This window comes from Tessaracoccus yangjingae (assembly GCF_054483935.1).
Genome location: NZ_CM137014.1, coordinates 416,129 through 436,761, shown reverse-complemented (window position 1 = coordinate 436,761; position 20,633 = coordinate 416,129). Strand labels below are relative to the sequence as shown.

The 20,633-nt window shown below is 71.6% G+C and carries 14 protein-coding genes and 1 pseudogene; 5 read left to right on the top strand and 10 right to left on the bottom strand.

Features of this window, described 5'->3' with window-relative positions:
- Positions 1 to 378 precede the first annotated feature (378 nt).
- Positions 379 to 1,650: a glycosyltransferase gene (locus tag ACX1D3_RS01905; RefSeq protein ID WP_458995291.1), complete on the bottom strand. Its 1,272-nt coding sequence runs from the start codon at positions 1,648 to 1,650 to the stop codon at positions 379 to 381.
- A 172-nt stretch (positions 1,651 to 1,822) separates the two neighbouring features.
- Between ACX1D3_RS01905 and ACX1D3_RS01900 the strand changes: the two genes are divergently transcribed.
- Positions 1,823 to 2,908, top strand: coding sequence for a glycerate kinase (locus ACX1D3_RS01900; RefSeq protein WP_458995290.1), 1,086 nt, complete (start codon positions 1,823 to 1,825; stop codon positions 2,906 to 2,908).
- Between the two features lie 1,020 nt (positions 2,909 to 3,928).
- Here ACX1D3_RS01900 and ACX1D3_RS01895 read toward each other — a convergent pair.
- From ACX1D3_RS01895 to cydD, 3 genes and pseudogenes are all read right to left on the bottom strand, one after another.
- On the bottom strand, positions 3,929 to 5,437 hold the full coding sequence (locus ACX1D3_RS01895) for a molybdopterin-dependent oxidoreductase (RefSeq protein ID WP_458995289.1): 1,509 nt from the start codon (positions 5,435 to 5,437) through the stop codon (positions 3,929 to 3,931).
- Between the two features lie 60 nt (positions 5,438 to 5,497).
- The gene (gene cydC / locus ACX1D3_RS01890) at positions 5,498 to 7,219 is read right to left on the bottom strand and encodes a thiol reductant ABC exporter subunit CydC (RefSeq protein ID WP_458996469.1); all 1,722 of its coding nucleotides are present in this window, start codon (positions 7,217 to 7,219) and stop codon (positions 5,498 to 5,500) included.
- Between the two features lie 114 nt (positions 7,220 to 7,333).
- Positions 7,334 to 8,929: pseudogene (gene cydD, locus ACX1D3_RS01885) on the bottom strand (thiol reductant ABC exporter subunit CydD); the annotation flags it as partial.
- Between the two features lie 321 nt (positions 8,930 to 9,250).
- Between cydD and ACX1D3_RS01880 the strand changes: the two are divergent.
- Positions 9,251 to 9,820 (top strand): DUF4395 domain-containing protein, encoded by a 570-nt coding sequence (locus tag ACX1D3_RS01880; RefSeq protein WP_458995288.1) that lies wholly within the window; start codon positions 9,251 to 9,253, stop codon positions 9,818 to 9,820.
- Positions 9,821 to 9,906: 86 nt separating this feature from the next.
- On the opposite strand, the gene cydB is transcribed toward ACX1D3_RS01880, so the two are convergent.
- Positions 9,907 to 10,983, bottom strand: coding sequence for a cytochrome d ubiquinol oxidase subunit II (gene cydB / locus ACX1D3_RS01875; protein WP_458995287.1), 1,077 nt, complete (start codon positions 10,981 to 10,983; stop codon positions 9,907 to 9,909).
- Between the two features lie 16 nt (positions 10,984 to 10,999).
- A complete protein-coding gene (locus tag ACX1D3_RS01870; RefSeq protein WP_458995286.1) occupies positions 11,000 to 12,484 on the bottom strand; it encodes a cytochrome ubiquinol oxidase subunit I in 1,485 nt (494 codons plus the stop codon).
- A gap of 80 nt (positions 12,485 to 12,564) precedes the next feature.
- Here ACX1D3_RS01870 and ACX1D3_RS01865 point away from each other — a divergent pair, with 80 nt between their 5' ends.
- Positions 12,565 to 12,921 (top strand): BlaI/MecI/CopY family transcriptional regulator, encoded by a 357-nt coding sequence (locus tag ACX1D3_RS01865; protein WP_458995285.1) that lies wholly within the window; start codon positions 12,565 to 12,567, stop codon positions 12,919 to 12,921.
- 3 nt (positions 12,922 to 12,924) lie between these two features.
- On the opposite strand, the gene ACX1D3_RS01860 is transcribed toward ACX1D3_RS01865, so the two are convergent.
- The 4 genes from ACX1D3_RS01860 to ACX1D3_RS01845 all read right to left on the bottom strand — a co-directional run bounded on the left by ACX1D3_RS01860 (position 12,925) and on the right by ACX1D3_RS01845 (position 17,754).
- Positions 12,925 to 13,875, bottom strand: coding sequence for a PPK2 family polyphosphate kinase (locus tag ACX1D3_RS01860; RefSeq protein ID WP_458995284.1), 951 nt, complete (start codon positions 13,873 to 13,875; stop codon positions 12,925 to 12,927).
- A 64-nt stretch (positions 13,876 to 13,939) separates the two neighbouring features.
- Positions 13,940 to 15,457, bottom strand: a complete 1,518-nt coding sequence (locus ACX1D3_RS01855) for a potassium/proton antiporter (RefSeq protein ID WP_458995283.1) — start codon at positions 15,455 to 15,457, stop codon at positions 13,940 to 13,942.
- A 188-nt stretch (positions 15,458 to 15,645) separates the two neighbouring features.
- Positions 15,646 to 16,497: a VOC family protein gene (locus ACX1D3_RS01850; protein WP_458995282.1), complete on the bottom strand. Its 852-nt coding sequence runs from the start codon at positions 16,495 to 16,497 to the stop codon at positions 15,646 to 15,648.
- Positions 16,498 to 16,524: 27 nt separating this feature from the next.
- A complete protein-coding gene (locus ACX1D3_RS01845; RefSeq protein ID WP_458995281.1) occupies positions 16,525 to 17,754 on the bottom strand; it encodes an ROK family protein in 1,230 nt (409 codons plus the stop codon).
- Positions 17,755 to 17,827: 73 nt separating this feature from the next.
- On the opposite strand from ACX1D3_RS01845, the gene xylA reads away from it, so the two are divergent.
- Together xylA and xylB are read left to right on the top strand one after the other, a co-directional pair.
- Positions 17,828 to 18,997 carry a xylose isomerase gene (gene xylA / locus ACX1D3_RS01840; protein WP_458995280.1) on the top strand — a complete coding sequence of 390 codons (1,170 nt, stop codon included), beginning with the start codon at positions 17,828 to 17,830 and terminating at the stop codon, positions 18,995 to 18,997.
- An 11-nt stretch (positions 18,998 to 19,008) separates the two neighbouring features.
- Positions 19,009 to 20,400, top strand: a complete 1,392-nt coding sequence (gene xylB / locus ACX1D3_RS01835) for a xylulokinase (protein WP_458995279.1) — start codon at positions 19,009 to 19,011, stop codon at positions 20,398 to 20,400.
- The last annotated feature ends 233 nt before the right edge of the window (positions 20,401 to 20,633 follow it).

Here is a 20,633-nt window from a genome sequence, read left to right as displayed (position 1 = left end):
CAGCAACGCCCACCCAACCTGCCCCGGCCCCCACCACCCACCGCCCTGCTGTCCCCATCGGTCTGCTTCCCCTCGTCGCTGCGCTCCTCACACCTCAGCCAGCGAGAGGGAGGGCTCGTCGCGCTTCAGCCAGCGAGAGGGAGGGCTCCTCACACCTCAGTGTCCGGGGCCGCGGGCGGCCCTTGTGGCGCAAGAAGGAGCGTTCCTACAAGTCAGCCAGCGAGAGGGAGGGCTCCTCGCCCTTCAGCCAGCGAGAGGGAGGGCTCCTCGCCCTTCAGCCAGCGAGAGGGAGCGCTCCTCACCCTTCAGCCAGCGAGAGGCAGGGCTCTTCGCACCACAACCAGTGAGACGGGGGTTCCTGCATCTCAACCAGCGGACTCAGCGTGTGGCCGCGACCTCGGCGTACAGGCGCAGCAGCTCGGCCGCCTGGGACTCGATGGACCACTGCGAGGCCAGCTCGACGGAGCGCGCCGAAGCCCGCGTGCGCCAGGCTTCGTCGTCGAGCTTGTCGATCACGCGCATCAGGCCGGCGGCCAGCGACGCGGCGGTGGGTCGGGTGATCTCCCCGTTGACCCCCGGGTCGATCACCAACTGAAGCTCGTGGTCCACGCTCACGATCGGCAGGCCGGCGAGCGCGGCCTCGTGCAGCACCAGCGCCTGGGTGTCGGTCAGGCTGGGGAACGCGAACACGTCCGCCATGGCGTAGTAGGCGCCCAGCGCGTCGCGCTTCTGCTCGCCCGGCAGGATGATCCGTCCCGCCGCGCGGCCCTCGGCGAGGACCTTCTTGATCCGCGAGTAGCGTTCCCAGTCGCCCACGATGCACAGCCGCGCGTCTGGGCGCTGCGCGTGCACCAGCTCGAACGCCTCCGCCAGCAGCGGGATGCCCTTCTCAGGCGCGATCCGGCCGGCGTACAGCACCAGCGGGCCGTCCGGGTGCGGGAACGGGGCGGGCCCCGACGGGAGCGGGTCCACCCCGTTGGGCATCACGCGGATGTTGGCGTCCGGGGAGATCAGGCGGAGCCGGCTGGCGGTCTTCGGCGACGGCGTGGTGATGAGCGTGGACAGCTCCAGCATCTTCTCGCAGATGCTGAGCAGCGACGCGGTGGACCTGCCGCGGTCCTCATAGCGGATCTCCGCCAGCCGGATGTCCTCGGCGCTCACGAACTGCCCCTTGGTGAGCCGTGCGAAGGCCCGCAGCACGCCCGTGAGCAACGGCAGGACCGCGGAGTAGTGGTCCCCGTAGGCCTCGAAGTCCGTGTGCCAGGTCATCATCATGGGGATCCCCAGGCGCCGCGACGCCCAGGTGCCCAGGAGCCCGACGGTGCCGAAGCCGTGCACGTGCAGCACGTCCGGGCGCATCTCGCCGATCCGGTCGATGGTGCGGTCGAAGTGACGGCCGTTCGCCACCCTCGTGGGCATCTTCGGCACCTTCACCGACGGCAGCCGCACCTCGGTCCGCCCCGGGCGGCCGTGATGCGGGTTGGGACCCTTCGCCTCAGGCGCCACCACAATCACTTCGTGGCCCGCGTCCAGGAGATTGCCCTCGATCTGTTGCACCGCGAACATCAACCCGTTGCTGCCAGGCCCGTAGTTGTCCGTGAACTGCGCCACCTTGAGGCGGCGGCCAGGCGCTGCGTCGGGAGAGGTCACCCGGTCACTCTAGCCCCTCCTGCCGCCTCCGTCGCAGGACCCCGGAGGGCGCTGGCGGGGGTTGCTGACGGGTCGTGCCGGCGCTCGGGAGCGACGTATCGACCCGCTGCCGGCTCGGCCGCACCGGATCGGGCGGTCCGGCGCCCCTGCATCTGGTTCTAGGCTTCGGCACATGCACGTCGTGATCGCGCCGGACTCGTTCAAGGGCACCCTGACCGCGGCCGAGGCGGCCGGGCGGATCGCCGCCGGCTGGCTGTCGGTCCGCCCCCGCGACACCGTCGCCCTGCGCCCCATGGCCGACGGCGGCGAGGGCACCCTGGACGCCTTCGCCGCGGTGCCCGGGTCTGAGCGCGTGCCGGTGGAGGTGGTGGACGCCGTCGGACGCCCGAGGGAGTCGTCGTGGCTGCTGCTCCCGGACGGGACGGGCGTGGTGGAGTTGGCCGCCGCATGCGGCATCGTCGGGCTCGATCCGCTGGACGCGCGCGGCGCGCACACCATCGGCTTCGGGATGGCCATCCGGGCGGCGCTGGAGGCGGGAGTGTCGCGGCTGCTGCTGGCGGTGGGCGGCAGCGCGTCCACCGACTGCGGAGCCGGGCTCCTGGTGGCGCTGGGCGCCCGGCTCCTTGACGACGGGGGGCGCGAGGTGACCTCGCCGGGGAACGCGGCGCTGGGGCGGGTGGGGAAGGTGGACCTGTCCGGGATGCTGCGGCCGCCCGCGGGCGGGGCGGTGGTGCTGTCCGACGTGACGAACCCCCTGCTCGGCCCCCTCGGGGCGGCCGCGGTGTTCGGGCCCCAGAAGGGCGGGGCTGGGATCGTCGACGAACTGGAGCTCAACGTGGGCAGGTTCGCGGCGCTGCTGGGTGGGGACCCGGAGGCCGCGGGGGCGGGCGCGGCAGGCGGGGCCGGGTTCGCGTTGCAGCGCTGGGGGGCGACGACGGCGTCGGGCGCCCGGGCCGTCGCCGAGGCGGTAGGGCTCGTGGCCGCCGTCGACGGCGCAGACCTGGTGATCACCGGCGAGGGGCGCTTCGACAGCCAGTCCGCCGCCGGCAAGGTGGTCTCGGTGGTGCGCGAGGTGGCGGGAGACTCGAGGGTCGCGGTGGTGGCGGGACGAATCGAGGCCCCCGTCGACGCCCTGGCCGGGGCGATCTCCTTGTGGGATCTGGCGGGGGAGCGGGCGCTGACGGACTCGGCGAGGGTCGCGGAGGAGGCGGGGAAGGCGTTGGCGTCGCGGCTCGTCTCTCACGGGACCCGATGCTGATCGTCTGGGACGGCTGTGGTGTTCGTGTGTCCGGGTCGGTGCTGGGGGGTGGGGGCCGGTCCCGCCCGTGACTCCTCGGGTTGGGCGCCGACAGCGCGAGCTCCAATCGCGAGAACCTCGGCCCACTCCAGGGACCGGCGCCAGTTGGTTTCGACACGCGCTGAGCCGCAGGCGGCTCGGCGCGGCTCAACCAGCGGAAAGGGAGGCTCGGTGCGCTCAACCAGCTGTCGGAAGGGAGGCTCAGCGCACTCAACCGGCGGATGGGGGCGACCCGCGCTCGGGTCGTGGGCGAGCGATCAGGCGGTGGGGGTGTGCACGACACGCCGTCGGGATTGGGGGTCGGGCGCGTATGGTGCCCCGAGGGTGGTTTCGTGTGGTGTTTCGTGCTGGGGCGACGAGGTCGACGGCGACGGCGGGGACGTGAGGTGTGCGCGAGGGTGGGGGACGGCAGGGCGGCTGGGCGCAGGGATGCCCAGCCCGAGGGGCACGCGGAAGAACCCGCCTGAAGCAGGCTCGAGCCAGGGCCGCCCTGACGGCACCCGCCCGGATTGGACCACGCCACAGGCAGACGAGTGCGGGGAGACGTGGGACGAGGCCCGGGCGGCCTCAACTACCCGACCCGCGACCAGCTCGCGGCCGACAAGCGCACTGTGGACAAGGGCCGCACGGGCCTCGTGTCAGGGCTCCCGGCACCTGCCGACGGCCCCGACCAGAGAACGTCTGGCTGCAGCAGGGTCGCCGCAAGGGTCCCCGCACCGTGTGCCAGGTGGTTGGTTTCGGCGCGGGCTGGGCCGCTTCGCGGCTCGGCCCGGCTCAACCCAAGTCGACACGCGCGAGCCGCAGGCGGCTCGGCGCGGCTCAACCAGCGGGAATGCCTCGTGTCAGGGCTCCCGGCACCACGCAGGGTTACCTCCAGGGCTCCCGGCACCACGCGAAGGGATGCCTCCAGGGCTCCCGGCACCAGGCGAAGGGATGCCTCCAGGGCTCCCTGCACCACGCAGGGATCACCACGGAAGGGCCCTACTGGGAGACCGTGACCCGGATCTCGTGGTAACCCTCGGCGCCGTCGGGGAAGGGGTCGGCCGGGCCGACGGCCTGGGGGCGGCCGGTGGCGTCCGTCACGCGCACGGCCAGGCGGTGCTCGCCCGGGGTCGCGTCCCAGGCGTGGCTCCACTGCCTCCACATGTCGATCCCGGCATCCGGGCCCGCCGTGGCGACGCGCCAGGGGCCCTCGTCGATGCTGACCTCGATCTGGGCGATGCCGATCCCCTGCGCCCACGCCACGCCCGCAACCACGGCGCGCCCGGCCGGGACCGTGGCACCGTCGCGCGGCACGTCGATGCGGCTGGCGGGCTTGATCGGCGCCTCCTCCGCCCATCCCCGGCGGGTCCAGTAGGCCTGCTCCTCCGCGAACGTGGTGACGGTGAGGGAGGCGATCCACTTCATCGAGCCCACGTATCCGTACAGCCCCGGGGTCACCATCCGCACCGGCGCCCCATGGAGCCGGGGGAGGGGCTCGCCGTTCATGCCGACGGCCAGCAGCGCCATCCGCTCGTCCGTGAGCGCCTGGATGGGCGTGGAGATGGTGAAGCCCTCCACCGACCGGCTGAGCACCATGTCCGCCTCGGGCAGGGGCCCGGCCATGGCCAGGACGTCGGCCACCCGCACTCCGAGCCATCGCGCCGCGCCCACATAGGGGCCCCCGACGGGGTTGCTGACGCACAGCATGGTGATGTCCGCCTCCACCACGTCCATGGCCAGGAGGTCGTCCCAGGTGAGGGTCAACGGCCGCTCCACCATGCCGTCGACGCTGAGCTTCCACTCGCGGTGGTCGAGCAGCGGCGGGCTGAGCGAGGTGTCGATGCGGTAGAACTCGGCGTTGGGCGTGTACAGCCGGGACACCCCCTCGACGGTGCCCTCCAGCCCGGCCGGCCCCGCGGGAAGGGGGGTGGGCGGGACCGGCAGCACGGGCGTCCCCGGCGGCGCGACGGTGGGTGCCACCTCTCCGAGACCCGCGCCCACCAGCGCGACCCCGCCGCCCGCCGCGCCCACCAGGACCCGCCGTCGGGTCAGCACCGGGCCCGGGGTCTCGGCGTCGGCAGCCGCCACCCGGGAGAACGCGGTGAGGACCGCGCCGCCCACCAGCACCGCCAGCGCCGAGGGCAGGGCCCAGAGGGGGGTGGCCTCGGGGTCCGTCAGGGCGGCCGCCGCGCACAGCGCGCCCAGCGCGATCGTGGCCAGCCAGGCGGCCCCGAGCGAGCGCACGGCCAGCCGACCGACGAGGAGGCCGAGGACGGCCACCACCACCAGGACGCCCACCAGCAGGATGGGCTTGTTCGCCGTCCCGAAGGTGGCGACGGCCCACTCCTTGACGACGGTGGGCGTCAGGTCGATGAAGCGGTTCGCCGTCGCGAGGACCGGCGACGACCCTGGCGAGACGAGCGCGGACACACCATGGCCGGCCCCGAGCCCGGCTGCGACCGCGACCAGGCCCTCGACGGCGGGCCACCGTCCACGCTGCTCTGACATGGGTCAATGGTGCGCCCCTGCGCCATGCAATGGAAGGGGCCGAGGGTCAGGCCGTGGGCCTCAGACGGTGGCCCTCAGGCGGTGGACTCGGGTGCAGCGGGCCACCAGGTCGGGATCGTGGGTGAGGACCAGCAGCGGCACGTCGGCGAACTCGCGCCACACGTCGTCCATGATCGCGGAGGCCGTCTCGCGGTCCAGGTGCTCGGTGGGCTCGTCGAGGATCACCACGTCCGGGCGGCCCACCAGCAGCCGCGACAGCGCCAGTCTGCGCCGCTCCCCTCCGCTCAGCGTGGTGCCCGCCTCGCCGATCCGGCGGGCAGGATCGATGGGCAGGCCTGCGCGAGCCAGCGCCGTCCGGATGTCCTCGTCGGTGGCGTCGCGGTTGCCGATCCGCACGTTCTCCGCGACGGTGGTGGCGAAGATGTGCGCGTCCTGCGCCAGGTAGCCCACCCGTCCGCCACGGCGGACCTCGCCGGCCAGCGGGGGGATGAGGCCCATCACGGTGGCCGCCAGAGTGGTCTTGCCGGCTCCGGACGCACCCACCACGGCCACCTGCTCCCCGGGCGCCACGCTCAGGTCGATGCCCTCCTGCACGGAGCCCGCCCCCGGCCACCCCACCGCGACGTCCGTCAGCTCCAGCCCCGGGGTGCCGTCGCCCCCGGCCGCCGCGTCGCCGCGGCCGACGGCGGGCTCGGTCAGCACCTCGTCCAGCCGGTCCAGCGCGGAGCGGGAGCGGGTGTAGGTCTGCGCGGCCTGCGCGAACGTGGACAGCACCTCGTGCAGCGCCAGCGGGGTCAGCGCCAGGACCGCGAGGAAGCGCGGGTCCAGGCCCCCGTCGGCGACGGCGGCGGTGCCGAACCACAGGGCCGCAGCCACCGCCAACCCGGCCGCCGCCACCTGGCCGCCGGTGGCGAGGCCGCGGATCCACGCGCCGCGCGCCTCCTGGCGGCGGAGTTCGTCGTCGACGGCGAGCAGGCGGGCCAGGGTGGGGGCCTCGGCCCCGTAGGCGACGAGGTCTCCCGACGTGCGGGCGAGCTCGCGCACCCCGTCGGCGAGGCGTCCGCGGGTGGGGACGGCGGCCGCGTCCGCGGCCCTGCTCATGGCCTGCGTCCACAGCGGCAGGACGAGGCCGGCGAGGAGGGCCGTCAGCAGGAGGGCCAGGGCGCTGGGCCAGTTGAGCACGGCCAGCATGACCGTGGTCGCGGCCACCACCGTCGCGGCCGAGGCGATCGGGATCACCACGCGCACGACGAGGTCCTGGACCGCCGCGACATCAGCCACCACGCGCGTCAGCAGGTCCCCCCGGCGCCGCCCGATCAGCGTGGTGCCGCTCAGCTTGTCGTAGATCCGCACGCGGATGGCGCCCTGGAGGCGGAGGGCGACGTCGTGGCCGACGAGCCGCTCCACGTAGCGGAACACGCCGCGCGAGATGCCGAAGGCGCGCACGCCGACGGCGGCGGGCTGCAGGTAGAGCACGGGCGGCGCCATCGCGGCGAAGGAGATCAGCCAGGCGGAGACGCCCATGAGCGCCACCGACGAGCCGGACGCCAGGGAGGCGAGGAGCACGGCCAGCAGGAGGCGTGAGCGGGCCTTCGGCACCGAGGCGAGGAGGCCGCGGAGGAGGGATCCGTGGGCTCGGCTGTCACCTTCGGCCACGGCGTCGGCGCCCGGGCCCGGCTCCGGGGATCCGACGGCGAGCGCCCCGCCCGCGTCGTGCCCGGCCGGGGCAGCGGAGGCGGTCTGGTCTGCGGCCGCGATGCCGGCGATGTGCGGCTCGGCCATGAGTGCGTGGGCCTGCGACTCGGTTGGGAGGGCGGTGACCCGCGGCTCGGTTGCGAGGGCGTGGGCCGGCGGGCCGGCGGGGAGCGCATCCACCAGGGACGGGGCGCCCGAGTGCACCACCCGGTCCGCTGCCGCCAGCACCGCCGGGCGGTGCGACACGATCAGCGCCCCCGCGCCGGTGGCCCGCACCGCCTCCACCACGCGCGCCTCCGTCTCGGCGTCCAGGCCGGCGGTGGGCTCGTCGAGCACCAGCAGCCGCGCACCCCCCACCCGGATCCGCACCAGGGCCCGCGCCAGCGCCACCCGACGGCGCTCGCCGGCGGACAGGCCCTCGCCGTCGTCGCCCACGGGCTTGTCCGGCCCGAAGTCGGCGCCCGCGTCGGCCAGCGCGCGCCGGATCTCCTCAGCCGCGACACCAGGGTGGCCCATCGCGACGTTCTCACCCACGGTGCCGTTCAGCAGCCCCGGCTCTTGCGCCACCCAGGCGAGCTGCGCGCGCCAGGAGGCGAGGTCGACGCCGGCGAGGTCCACGCCGTCGACCGTGACCCGCCCCGACGACGGCGCCAGGAAGCCGAGCGCCATGCCCAGCGCGGTGGACTTGCCTCCGCCGGAGGTGCCGGTGAGGGCCACCACCTCTCCGGGGCGCACCTCGAGGCTCAGCCCCTCCACGGCCGGGGCCGCGGCTCCGGGATAGGAGTAGGACACGTCGTCGAGCCGGAGGACCCCGCCGCGCGGCGCGGGTGTGGTGCCGGAGTGCCCGGCGGCGCCGTCGATGACGTCGAACGCGGCATCCGCGGCGGCCACCCCGTCGGCCGAGTCGTGGAAGTGCACGCCCACCTGGCGCACCGGCAGGAACGCCTCCGGGGCGAGGATGAGCACGAAGAGGGCCGTGGGGAAGTCCACGTCGCCGTAGACCAGCCGGAAGCCCACCGTGACCGCGACCACCGCCACCGACAGCGTGGCCAGCAGCTCCAGCGCGAACGACGACAGGAACGAGATGACCAGCACCTTCATGGTGGCGTCGCGGTACTGCTCCTCGCCGATCTCCACCCCGCGCCGCTGCGCCCGTGCGCGGGCGAACGCCTGGAGGGTGGGGAGGCCTGCGATGAGGTCCGCGAAGTGGTTGGCCAGCCTGTCCGCGACACCGAAGCTCCGCGCGGTGGCCTTCTCCGTGGTCCAGCCGATCAGGGCCATGAACACGGGGATCAGCGGCAGGGTGAAGGCGACGATGATCGCCGAGGGCCAGTCCGCCAGCAGGATGGCTCCGCCCACCAGGAACGGGACGGTGGCGGCGAGGCCGAGTTGGGGGAGGTACTTGGAGAAATAGCCGTCCAGCGCGTCGAGGCCCTGGGTGACGATGCGGATGAGCGAGGCTGACGATGTCGCGGCGACGGGGGTGTCGAGGCGGGCGGCCAGAATGTCGCGGCGGAGCTGCGACTTCACGGCGGCGGCCGAGCGGTGGGCCAGCGTGGAGCTCAGCCAGGCGAGCAGCCCTCGCCCGAGGAACACGGCCGCCAGCGCGAGCAGCGCGCCCTGCCACCCCGGTGGGAGAGCCTGCGCCTCGAACGCCCGGGTGATCCAGTCCGCCAGGACCCTGGCCTGGACGATCAGGAGGACGGCGGTGGCCAGCCCGACGAGCACCGTCGCCACCATGAAACCCCTGGTCGCGCGTGCGCGGCGGAACAGTCGGGGATGGATGGGGCCTGCCACCGCCCCAGTCTTCCACAGCGCGCACGGCCGCCCCGACGGGCTCCCGGCCCACCTTCCGGGTTGGCTCCCCGCCGGCCACTTCGCATACCGTGGGCGTCTTTGCATACGTCATTGGCTCTGCGAGGAGGGCGGCCGTATGCGAGGTCCCGTCGTGGGCACTCCACGGTGTGCGAAGTGGGTCGTCGGGCACTCCACGGTATGCGAAGTGGCGCGCCGGACGCCCACCCAGGGAATGTTCTTGCCGATTCAACTGTTGTCCCCGGCAGTGCCCGCCGCCGCGAGGATCGGGCGCCACAGACCGCGCAACCGAAGGACCCAGATATGACCTCCCCGCTCACCGACGCCCCGCCCGTCCGCCCCGCCCCGCTCGTCGGTCCCTCCGCGAGCGGGATCTCCGTCTCGCGGGTGCCCACCTACGTCGACGACGTGACGGTCCGCCTCATCGCCGCGGTGGTGGTCGCGGTGGGCGTGCTGGCCCTCGCGACGCAGCAGTGGTGGCTCTACGCCGTCCTGTTCGCCGACTTCACGCTCCGCGCCGCGGCCGGCCCCCGCTGGAGCCCGATCGCACGGGCGGTCGGCTCCTGGGTCCGGCCCCGCCTCGCCGTCGCCAAGAGGCCGACGGCGTTCGCGCCCAAGCGGTTCGCCGCCGGCATCGGCGCCGTCATGTCGGCTGCCATCACCTCGCTGTGGATCACACACGCGCTCACCGGGGCCACGGGCGCCATCGTCGCGGCCGCCGTGCTGGCCGGGATCATGATCGTGCTGCCCACGCTGGAGGCGGCGTTCGGCTTCTGCCTCGGGTGCAAGATCTTCGTGGCCCTGATGCGCCTGGGCGTGATCCCGGAGGACGTGTGCGTCGACTGCGCACCGTCGGCGTCCCGGGCCGGCTGACGAGGGTCGCCGAGCGAGTTCACAGACGCGGGGACGGAAAGAGGGGGTCCGGGCACTGAGCCCGGACCCCCTCTTTCACGTGCGGATCAATGGACCGCGACCACGTCCTCGGGGATGTTCTTCGTCGAGATCCGACGGCTGAACACCCAGTAGGACCACGACTGGTACCCGATCACGATCGGCACGAAGATCACTGCGGCCCACGTCATGATGGTCAGCGTGGTCTCCGACGACGCCGCCGTGATGATGTTGAGACGCTCGTCGACGGGGACCGACTCGTCCTGGGCGAAGCCCAGGTTGCCGTACATCTTGAGGAAGATGCCCACGAACAGGGTGACGACGGCGGTGCCGGTGAGGACGAAGCCCCACCCGTCGCGCCCCTTGCCGATCATGATGGTGGCGCCGAGGATGGCCGCGACAGCCAGAGCCCCCGCGACCCACGCAAGCACCGCGAAGTCGCCGAACTCCGAGCTGGCGGGCCAGAACACGTTCTGGCAGATCACGAACAGCGCCACCATGGCGGTGGCGGCCCAGCCCACCTTCGAGCCGAAGGCCTCGGCCCGCTCGTGGATGTGGCCCTTGGTCTTCAGCGCGATGAACGCCGAGCCGTGGACCAGGAACAGCGTCACGAGCATCACGCCGCCGAGCAGCGCGAACGGACCGAACAGCCCCCAGAACGAGCCGTTCCACAGCAGCCCGTCGTTGGCCAGCCCGATGACGAAGTTGGCGAACCCCACGCCGAACACCAGCGACGGCAGGAACGAGCCGACGATGGCGAACCAGTCCAGCATGGCCCGGTAGCGCGTGTCGGGGTGCTTCGAGCGGTACTCGAACGCCACGCCGCGCAGGATCAGGCCCACCAGCACCAGGAGCAGCGGCAGATACAGGCCGGAGAACAGGGAGGCGTACCAGCCCGGGAACGCCGCGAACATCGCGCCGCCCGCGGTCAGGAGCCACACCTCGTTGCCGTCCCAGACGGGGCCGATGGTGTTGACGATGACGCGCTTGTCCCTGTCGTTCTTCCCGAGAACCGGGATGAGCATCGCGACGCCGTAGTCGAAGCCCTCGAGGAAGAAGTAGCCCAGCCACAGCACGGTGACGAGGATGAACCACACCATGGGCAGCGTCGGGACGGACACTGTCGCTTCAAGAAGATTGTTCATGTCGGGTCCTCCTCTCTCAGTAGGCGAAGGTCAGTGGGGCGTCGGGGTCCTTCTGGACCTCGACGGGCGCGACGTCGGGCAGGCCCGCCTTCGCGTACTTGAGGAACAGCCACACCTCGATCACGGCGAGGCCGCCGTAGATGAGGGTGTAGGTGATCATCGAGAACAGCACCTCGCCGGGGCTGGCGGTGGGCGAGACGCCCGACGCCGTCGGCATCACCCCGGCCACCACCCACGGCTGGCGCCCCATCTCGGTGAAGATCCAGCCGAAGGAGATCGCGAACAGGGGCAGCAGCGGCATCGCGAACATCAGGAGCGTCCACAGGGGGCCGGGCTTGGGGAGCCGGTCCTTGCGGGTGACCCACAGGGTCAGCGCCGCGATGGCCATGCCGGCGAATCCGAGGCCCATCATGAGGCGGAAGGTCCAGTAAGAGATGGGGATGATCGGCGTGGGGTCGAGGCCGGGGTAGTTCGCCGCGATCTCCGAGGCGTACTGCTCCTGGATGGTGGTCCGGGTGCCGTCGAACTGGCGGAAGCCGTCGGTCTCGAACTCCTCGATCAGGTTGTTGATGCCCTTGACCTCGTCGTGACCGGAGAGGATGGACAGGAGCCCGGGGATCTTCAGCGCCCAGACCTCCTCCCTGCCGTCCAGGGTGCCGATCGTGAACACGGAGAAGGAGGCGTTGGTCTCCGTCTCGAACAGTGCCTCAGCGGCGGCCATCTTCATGGGCTGCACCTGCGTCATGGTCTTCGACTGGGCGTCACCGCTGATGATGGTGACCAGGGAGGCGGCCAGCATCACCCAGGCGCCCAGGCGCACCGCGAAGCGGTAGGCGTCGGTGTCGCCGGGCTTGGACTCGCCGTCGCGGTTGATCTTGGCCAGGTGCCAGCCTGCGATGGCGGCCATGAGGCCGCCGCCCACCATGTAGGCCGAGGCGATGACGTGCGGGAAGGTGACCAGCAGCACGGGGTTGGTGAGCACCTCGATGAAGCCCTCGACGCCGTCGAGCTCGGCCCGGCCGTTGTTGAAGACGGTGCCGACGGGGTTCTGCATCCAGGAGTTCGCGGCCAGGATGAAGATGGCCGAGAGCATGGTGCCGAACGCGGCCAGGTAGATGGTCATCAGGTGGAGGCCCTTGGGCAGCTTGTCCCATCCGAAGATCCACAGCCCGATGAACGTGGATTCCAGGAAGAACGCGAGGAGCGCCTCCAGCGCGAGGGGCGCCCCGAACACGTCGCCGACGAAGCGGGAGTACTCGGACCAGTTCATGCCGAACTGGAATTCCTGCACGATTCCGGTGACCACACCGAGGGCGAAGTTGATGAGGAACAGCTTGCCGAAGAACTTCGTGAGGCGGAGGTAGGCGTCCTTGCCCGTGCGCACCCAGAAGGTCTGGAGGACCGCCACCAGCATCGACATCGCGATGGTGATGGGGACGAAGAGGAAGTGGTAAACAGTGGTGATTCCGAATTGCCACCGTGCCAGGGTCACAGCATCCATGCCAGGACGGTACTACCCCGGGTCGTATTTGGACAAAGAGTCCACCCCGGAGGGTGACTTCGCCCCTTATGCTTGGCCGCATGCCGTCACGTGGAGAACTTGAGCAGCGCGTCATGGAGCTGCTGTGGGCCTCCGAAGCGCCCCAGTCCGTGGCCGATGTGCATCAACAGCTGAACCAGGAGCGCGAGCTGGCCTACACCACCGTCATGACGGTGCTGGACCGGCTCGCGAAGAAGAGCCTGGTCTCCAGAGAACTCGTCGCGCGCGCGTGGCAGTATCGGCCCACGTCGTCGCAGGCCGAGGTGGTGGTGCGTGACCTGCTGCGGCAGCTTGAGCGCGTCCCGACGGAGGTGCGCGCCGAGGCGCTGCGCCGGCTGGCCGAGTCGCTCACGGCTGAGGAGCGGGCGGCGCTGGCAGCACCGCTCGCCGTCGGCTGAGCCTCAGCCCTTCCCTCCGGAGCCGTTCTTCCCGGTGCCCTTGCCGTTCTTCCCGCTGCTCTTTCCGTTGCCGTTGGAGGCGGGCTTGGAGAGGGCGTCGGGCGTGAGGGTCGCGGCAAGGCGCTGCCGCTCGACGACGGGGTCCCAGTCGGCCTCGGGCCACCCCAGATCCATGTCGAGGAGGGTGCGGGTGATGATCTCGGTGGCCGCCAGCCGCGTGTACCACTTCTTGTCCGCCGGCAGCACGAACCACGGTGCGTGCTCGGTGGAGGTGAACCGGAACACGTCGGCATACGCTTCCTGGTACTCGTCCCACTTCTCGCGGGTGGAGAGGTCGGAGGGGTTGTACTTCCAGTGCTTGTCGGGGCGCTCGATGCGCTCCGCCAAGCGCCTGCCCTGCTCGTCGTGGGAGACCATGAGGGCGAACTTCAGGACGACGGTGTCGTCGTCGACGAGCTTCTTCTCGAAGCGGTTGATCTCGTCGTAGCGCTTGCGCCAGACCTCCTCGGGCACGAGGCCCTCGACGCGCACCACCAGCACGTCCTCGTAGTGGGAGCGGTCGAACAGGCCGATGAGGCCCGGCTTCGGGAGGGCCTTGCGGATCCGCCAGAGGTAGTGGTGGCTGCGCTCCTCCGCCGTTGGGACGCCGAAGCTGCGCAGGGCCACGCCCTGCGGGTCCACCATTCCCATGACGTGCCGGGCGATGCCGCCCTTGCCCGCGGTGTCGAGGCCCTGCACGATGACCAGGATCTTGCGGGTGCCGCCGGTGCGGCCGTGGGCGAAGAGGCGCTCCTGGAGCTCGGACATCAGCTCGCCGCGCTCCGCCATGGCCTCGTCGGCCGGGCCCTTGCCTCCGGTCCACCCGGGGGCGCTGTTGCGGTCGAAGGCGGCAAGGTCGAAGTCCGGCCCGACGCGCAACGCGGTGCGGGGATCTTCGCTCCAGAGGTCAGTCATGGTGGTCCTTTCGCTGTGGCTTCCCATTCTGGCCCGGTGGGCCGCATCAGGAGAGGGGTTCGCGTCAGGCGTCGTCGGTCAGTCGACGGCGATTGCGGCCGGAGGTGACCCAGCGGGCCAGCGCCCCGCCCTCGTGCAGCAACTCGAGGCGCCGCTGCGTGCGCTCCACGAGGTCCGTGCGCACCGCAAGCAGCAGCTGGTCGTCCTCGTGGAGGCGGGTGCTCCGGTCCGGCACGAGCACCTCGTCGCCTCGGATCACCATGGAGAGGACGGCGCCCCGGGGAAGGCGGAGGTCGTCGGCGTACATCCCCGCGATCCGGCTCCCACCTGGCACGCCCACCTGCACCAGGGACGCGTCGATCCCCTCGAGCGGGGACGAGTCGAAGGTGACCGCATGCTGGGAGATGGCCTCGGTGACGCCCATCCAACGCGCGAACCGGGGCAGCGTCGGTCCCTGCAGGAGGGTGAAGGTGACCACCAGCAGGAACGTGACGTTGAAGATGTGGCTGGCGTGGGGGAGGTTCGCGGTGAGCGGGATGGTGGCCAGCATGATGGGCACGGCCCCGCGGAGGCCCGCCCACGAGATGAACGCCTGCTCCCGCCAGGGCACCTTGAAGGGGGCCAGGCACAGCCACACCGACAGGGGGCGGGCGATGAAGGTCAGCACGGAGCCGATGACGAGGGCATCGACGACCGCGCCCGGCAGTTCGGCGGGGGAGGCCAGCAGCCCCAGCATGATGAACAGGGCGATCTGCGCCAGCCAGCCGAGGGACTCGGTGAAGCCCTCCGTCGTCGAGTGGTGGGGGAGCGCCTGGTTGCCCAGCCAGATGCCGGCCACGTAGGCGGCGAGCAGCCCGGAGCCGTGCGCGATGCCGGCGGTGGCGAAGGCGGCCATGGCGATGGTGAGGGTGGCCAGCGGGTAGAGGCCGGCCGACGGCAGCGAGATCCGGCTGAGCAGCACCTGCCCGATGCGTGCGATGACCAGCCCGATCAGCGCCCCGGCCACGAGCTGGAAGACGGCGGTGCCCACCATCGCGGAGACCGAGCCCTGGTTCCAGGCGTCTGAGGCGACGACGCTGACGAGCACGATCGTCGGCGGGTCGTTGAAGCCGGACTCGCCCTCGAGCGTGGTCCGGACGCGGCGCTTGACCGGGAGCCGGCGCAGGATGGCGAACACCACGGCCGCGTCCGTGGAGGAGACGGTGGCGGCGAGCAGGATGGCCGTGCGCACGTCGAAGCCCAACAGGAGGACGGCGAAGGTCGCGGCCACCGTGACCGAGATCATGATCCCGGCTGTCGCGAGGAGCCCCGAACGGACGGCGACGGGGCGGAGGTCGGCCCAGCGGGTGGTGAATCCGCCGTCGGTGAGGAGAACCGCCACCGCGATGAGGGCGAGGTTGTAGGCAAGCTGAGTGTCGTCGAAGCGGATCCCCAGGCCCGACTTGCCGATGATCAGCCCGATGCCCAGGTAGAGCAGCATGCCGGGCATGCCGCTGCGGGAGGACAGGCGCACGGCGATCACCGCGGCCAGGAAGATGCCGGACACGGCCAGCACCACGAGATTGAGCTCCTCGTGGGTCATGGTCTGGCTCGCGTGGTGCGCATGGGGACCCTTCGGCCGGTGGGCAAGAGCTTAGCGGCCTCAGCGGCGCCCAGATCGACGGTTCAGGGGCCGGGGAGCGCGGAATCGATCCGCCAGTGGGGTCGACCACGCTCCGGGTTGAGCGGGGACGACCCCACTGGCGGATCGATTCCGCGGGTGAGGCGACCTCAGCCGACCGTGAGGCGGATCTCGTTCCTCCACGGGTCCAGCACGGAGAGGGTCCGGCCGTCGAAGGTGGGGGCGTGGCCCGAGAACCGGAGCCGCTCGTCGGCCTTGCCGATCTCCTCGACGGTGGGGACCAGGATGTCGACCACGCCCATGCCGAGCGTGTTGTGCCGCGGGCCCGCGCCGGCGGAGTTCCACACGTTCATCGCCATGTGGTGGTGGTAGCCGCCGGCGGAGACGAAGAGCGCGGACCCGCCGAGCATCGCGGTCTGGTCGAACCCGAGCGCGTCGACGTAGAACGAGCGAGCGGTGGCCACGTCGCCCACCTGGAGGTGGACGTGGCCCAGCTCCGCCTGCGTGGGAGGCAGGGTGGAGGGGTCCAGCCCGCCCAGGTGCTTGGAGACGAACTCCGACGGGTCGATGTAGAGCGTGGCCATCTGGACCTGGTTGCCGGTCCACTGCCACTGGTCGCGCGGGCGGTCGTGGTAGAGCTCGACGCCGTTGCCCTCTGGGTCGGTGAAGTAGAAAGCCTGGGAGACGAGGTGATCCCCGGTGCCGGCGTAGGTGTCGGCGTAGCGCTGGTACATCCGCACGAGTGTGGCGGCGAGGGCGGGCAGCTCCTGGTAGAGCACCGCCGTGTGGAATAGGCCGGCGTCCGTCCGGCGGGCCGGGCGGAGGTCCTTCGACTCGGTGAGCCGGACGATCGGGGTGCTGCCGTGCCCCAGGGTGACCGCGCCCGGCTCGTCGGCCAGCGGCTCGAGGCCGACCCCGTCGGTGTAGTAGGCGAGCATGGTGGGCATGTCCCGGACGCGAAGCTCCAGGCGGCCCATGTGTGTGTCTGCGGCGAGGCTCATGACCCCAGTCTATAGTTTAAGCTTCAACTAAGCAACACTGCCGCGACCCTCCGGCGCCCACCGGGCCGGGTTGTCCAGCACCCGCTCGAGCGCGATGAACGCGGCGCCGAAGGCCGGGGTCGCGTGGTCCGGCGGGACGGCCAGCACCACGGGGTCGGAGAACGGCCGCGCGAGCAGGCGCAGGTCCAGCTCCCGCATGATGTGCGGGCGGTACTCCTCGGCGAACAGCGCCAGGTCCCCGCCGAGGACGACGGTGGTGATGTCCAGCAGGTTGCAGGCGTTGGCCAGGGCAAGGCCCAGAGCGCGGCCCGCGGCGTCGATGGCGGCGGCGGCTCCCGGGTCGCCCTCCTGGAACGCCAGTCTGACCTGCTCGATCGTCTCCACCCCGACGAGCTCGGTGAGCGCGCGGGTGCCCGCGTAGCGCTCGAGGCAGCCGGTGGCGCCGCAGCCGCAGGGTGGACCGTCGGGGGTGATGCACACGTGCCCGATCTCGCCTGCCCACCCGCGCGTGCCCAGCGACACCTTCCCGTTGCTGACCAGCGCCGATCCGATGCCGGCCTCGCCGGAGAGGTAGAGGAAGGTGTCCAGCGGGCCGGGGTGGCCGGGGCGCTCCCTGCTGACGTAGATGGCGGCGCTGTCGGCCTCGTTGGTGACGCCGAAGTCGACGGCGTCCACCTCGGTGAGTCCGCCGTCGCGCAGGAGTGGCCGCGGGTCCACGTTGCGCCAGCCGAGGTTGGGCGCGCGCAGGAGGGTGGAGGTGGCGGCGTCGACGAGGCCGGGGACGGCCACCTGGATGCCGACGAGGGTGGCGCTGTCGGGCAGGCGGTCGAGGCAGGCGCGGCCGAGCTGCGCCAGCTGAGCGAGGGCGGGCGCGGGGTCTGAGCCGACGTGGTCCTCGAGCAGGTCCGCCTCGGCGACGACGGCGCCCGTCAGATCCACCAGCCGGGCCGCGCTGTGGCCCACGTTGATCTCCAGACCCAGCGCCAGGAGCGTTCCCCCGTGCGGGCTGAGCGGGACCGAGGGCCGGCCGCGACGGTTGGACGGCACGGGATCCGACTCGGTGACGATGCCGGCGGCAACGAGCTCGTCGACCATCCGCGACGCCGTCGACCGGGTCATGCCGGTGGCCTTGGCGACGTCCGCCCTTGCCATCGGGGTTCGGCTGGCGAAGATCTGGCGCGCGACGAGGGAGAGGTTGCTGGCGCGCAGATTCCCCTGCCTGGCGACGCCGCTCGGGCTCTCAAGACCTGTCTGCATGCGCTTGACTCTAGCCCAGATTCGTTATAAGTTCAGGAAAGAAACAATATTGCTCTCGATGAGGAGAAACACCATGACGGATCACGACTACAAGTTCTCGTTCGGTCTCTGGACCGTCGGGTGGCGCGGCACCGACCCGTTCGGCTCCGACACCCGCCCCGAGTTCGACCCGTGGCACTACGCCGACAAGCTCGCCGAGCTGGGCGCCTGGGGCATCACGTTCCACGACAACGACATCTACCCCTTCGACGCCGACGAGGCCACCGCCAAGGGCCGGATCAACCAGCTGAAGGACGCCTGCGACAAGTCGGGCCTGACCATCGAGATGGTCACCACCAACACCTTCAGCCACCCCATCTTCAAGGACGGCGGGCTCACCTCCAACGACCGCGCCGTGCGCCGCTTCGGGCTGAAGAAGATCCTCAACGCCGTCGACATCGCCGCCGAGGTGGGCGCCTCCACCTTCGTGATGTGGGGCGGCCGTGAGGGCGCCGAGTACGACACCTCCAAGGACTACTTCGCCGCCCACGCCCGCTACGCCGAGGGCCTGGACACCATCGCCGGCTACATCAAGGACCAGGGCTACGACCTGAAGATCGGCCTCGAGCCCAAGCCCAACGAGCCCCGCGGCGACATCCTGCTGCCGACGATCGGGCACGCGCTCGGCCTCATCGCCACGCTGGAGCACGGCGACATCGTCGGCCTCAACCCCGAGGTGGGCCACGAGCAGATGGCCAACCTCAACTACACCACCGGCCTCGCGCTGGCGCTGTACACCGGCAAGCTCTTCCACATCGACCTCAACGGCCAGCGCGGCCTGAAGTACGACCAGGACCTGGCCTTCGGCCACGGCGACCTGATGAGCTCGTTCTTCACCGTCGACCTGCTCGTCAACGGCTTCCCGGCCAGCCCGGACGCGCCCCGCTACGAGGGCCCGATCCACTTCGACTACAAGCCCAGCCGCACCGAGGGCGTCGAGGGCATCTGGGATTCGGCCCGCGCCAACATGGAGACCTTCCGCCTGCTGGCCGAGCGCGCCCGCGCGTTCCGTGCGGATCCGGCCGTCCAGGAGCTCATGCGTGAGGCCTCGATCTTCGAGCTCGCCGAGCCCACGCTGGCCGAGGGTGAGACGATCGCCGACCTGCGCGCCGCCGAGATGCCGAACGCCGACGAGAAGGGTGCCCGCGAGTACCACTTCGTCGAGCTGCAGCAGGCCGCCGTCCGTCACCTCCTGAAGGCCTGAGGGGTCAAGCCGTGACGCTGGTCGCCGGCGTCGACACGTCGACGCAGTCGTGCAAGGTGCTGGTGGTTGACGCCGACACCGGTGAGATCGTCCGTCAGGGCGCCGCCTCCCATCCCGACGGGACGGAGGTTCACCCGGACCACTGGTGGACCGCCTTCCAGGAGGCCTCCGCAGCCGCGGGTGGGCTCGACGACGTCGCCGCGATCAGCGTCGGCGGCCAGCAGCACGGCATGGTCGCGCTGGATGCCTCCGGTGAGGTCATCCGGCCGGCCCTGCTCTGGAACGACACCAGATCCGCCGAGGCCGCCCGCGAGCTCCGCGAGGAGTTCGACGGGTGGGTCCCGGCGGTGGGGTACCTGCCCCTGGCGTCGTTCACCAACACCAAGCTCCGCTGGCTCGCCGACGCGGAGCCGGAGAACGCCGCCCGGGTGGCCGCCGTCGCGCTGCCGCACGATTGGCTGACCTGGAAGATCCAGGGGTCCGGGGTCCTGACGGATCTGGTGACGGACCGGTCCGACGCGTCGGGTACCGGGTACTTCGATTCGGTGACCAACGAATACCGGCGCGATCTGCTGTCGCTGGCGCTGCGCCGCGACGCGTCGTCGGTGATCCTGCCGCGCGTGCTGGCGCCCTCGGAGGGCGTCGACGGCGGCCGCTGGGTCCTCGGGCCCGGCTGCGGGGATAACGCCGGCGCGGCCCTGGGACTCGACCTGCGGCCCGGGCAGACGAGCGTGTCGCTGGGCACGTCCGGTGTGGTCGCGGCCGTGTCGTCGACGCCCGCCTACGACGAGTCGGGCCTGGTCAACGGGTTCGCCGACGCCTCGGGCTCCTGGCTGCCGCTCACCGCCACGCTGAACGCGGCCCGCATCCTCGACGCCGCCCGCCGGGTGCTCGGGGTCGATTTCGACGAGCTGTCGCGGCTCGCGCTCGCCGCCCCCTCCGGGGCGGAGGGCCTGGTCATGGTGCCGTGGTTCGAGGGGGAGCGGACGCCCAACCTGCCCGATGCGACGGCGTCGCTGGTGGGCATGACGCTGAAGAACTTCACGCCCGAGAATGTGGCGCGGGCCGCCGTCGAGGGCCTGCTCTGTCTGATGGGGGAGGGGCTGGAGGCGATCCGTCGCCTCGGCGTCTCGATCGAGAGGGTCAGCCTCATCGGTGGTGGGGCGAAGTCCGAGGCCGTGCGCCGGCTGGCACCTGAGGTGCTCGGCGTGCCCGTCGACGTTCCGGCGCCCGCGGAGTATGTCGCCCTGGGTGCGGCACGCCAGGCGGCGTGGGCGCTGACAGGGTCGCGGCCGGCGTGGGAGTCGTCGTCGACGGAGACCTACGAGGCGGTGTCGCGGCCGGAGATCGCGGAGCGCTACCGCGAGGTCGCGGCCCGGCTGGTGGAGTCCAACGGTTGGTGATGGTGGTCGTTTCGGCCCCCACCACCCCGCCGCCCTCGATCGCTGGCTGAGGTGCCGCGAAGCGGCCTCGAGGCCTATGAAGCGTGAGGTGACTGGGGACTTGGATCCCTCGCCCTCTCCGCTGGCTGAGGTGCCGCGAAGCGGCCTCGAAGCCTAAGAACGCGAGTTGACCAGGGGCTTTGGCCGCTATTTCTTGTGGTGTCTGTGGTCGGGTTTGGCGGGGTGTGGTGGGG

Coding starts and splice junctions, on each gene's coding strand:
- ACX1D3_RS01900 (WP_458995290.1), top strand. CDS start 1,823: ATGCACGTCGTGATCGCGCCGGACTCGTTCAAGGGCACCCTGACCGCG.
- ACX1D3_RS01895 (WP_458995289.1), bottom strand. CDS start 5,437: ATGTCAGAGCAGCGTGGACGGTGGCCCGCCGTCGAGGGCCTGGTCGCG.
- cydC (WP_458996469.1), bottom strand. CDS start 7,219: ATGGCCGAGCCGCACATCGCCGGCATCGCGGCCGCAGACCAGACCGCC.
- ACX1D3_RS01880 (WP_458995288.1), top strand. CDS start 9,251: ATGACCTCCCCGCTCACCGACGCCCCGCCCGTCCGCCCCGCCCCGCTC.
- cydB (WP_458995287.1), bottom strand. CDS start 10,983: ATGAACAATCTTCTTGAAGCGACAGTGTCCGTCCCGACGCTGCCCATG.
- ACX1D3_RS01870 (WP_458995286.1), bottom strand. CDS start 12,484: ATGGATGCTGTGACCCTGGCACGGTGGCAATTCGGAATCACCACTGTT.
- ACX1D3_RS01865 (WP_458995285.1), top strand. CDS start 12,565: ATGCCGTCACGTGGAGAACTTGAGCAGCGCGTCATGGAGCTGCTGTGG.
- ACX1D3_RS01860 (WP_458995284.1), bottom strand. CDS start 13,875: ATGACTGACCTCTGGAGCGAAGATCCCCGCACCGCGTTGCGCGTCGGG.
- ACX1D3_RS01855 (WP_458995283.1), bottom strand. CDS start 15,457: ATGACCCACGAGGAGCTCAATCTCGTGGTGCTGGCCGTGTCCGGCATC.
- ACX1D3_RS01850 (WP_458995282.1), bottom strand. CDS start 16,497: ATGAGCCTCGCCGCAGACACACACATGGGCCGCCTGGAGCTTCGCGTC.
- ACX1D3_RS01845 (WP_458995281.1), bottom strand. CDS start 17,754: ATGCAGACAGGTCTTGAGAGCCCGAGCGGCGTCGCCAGGCAGGGGAAT.
- xylA (WP_458995280.1), top strand. CDS start 17,828: ATGACGGATCACGACTACAAGTTCTCGTTCGGTCTCTGGACCGTCGGG.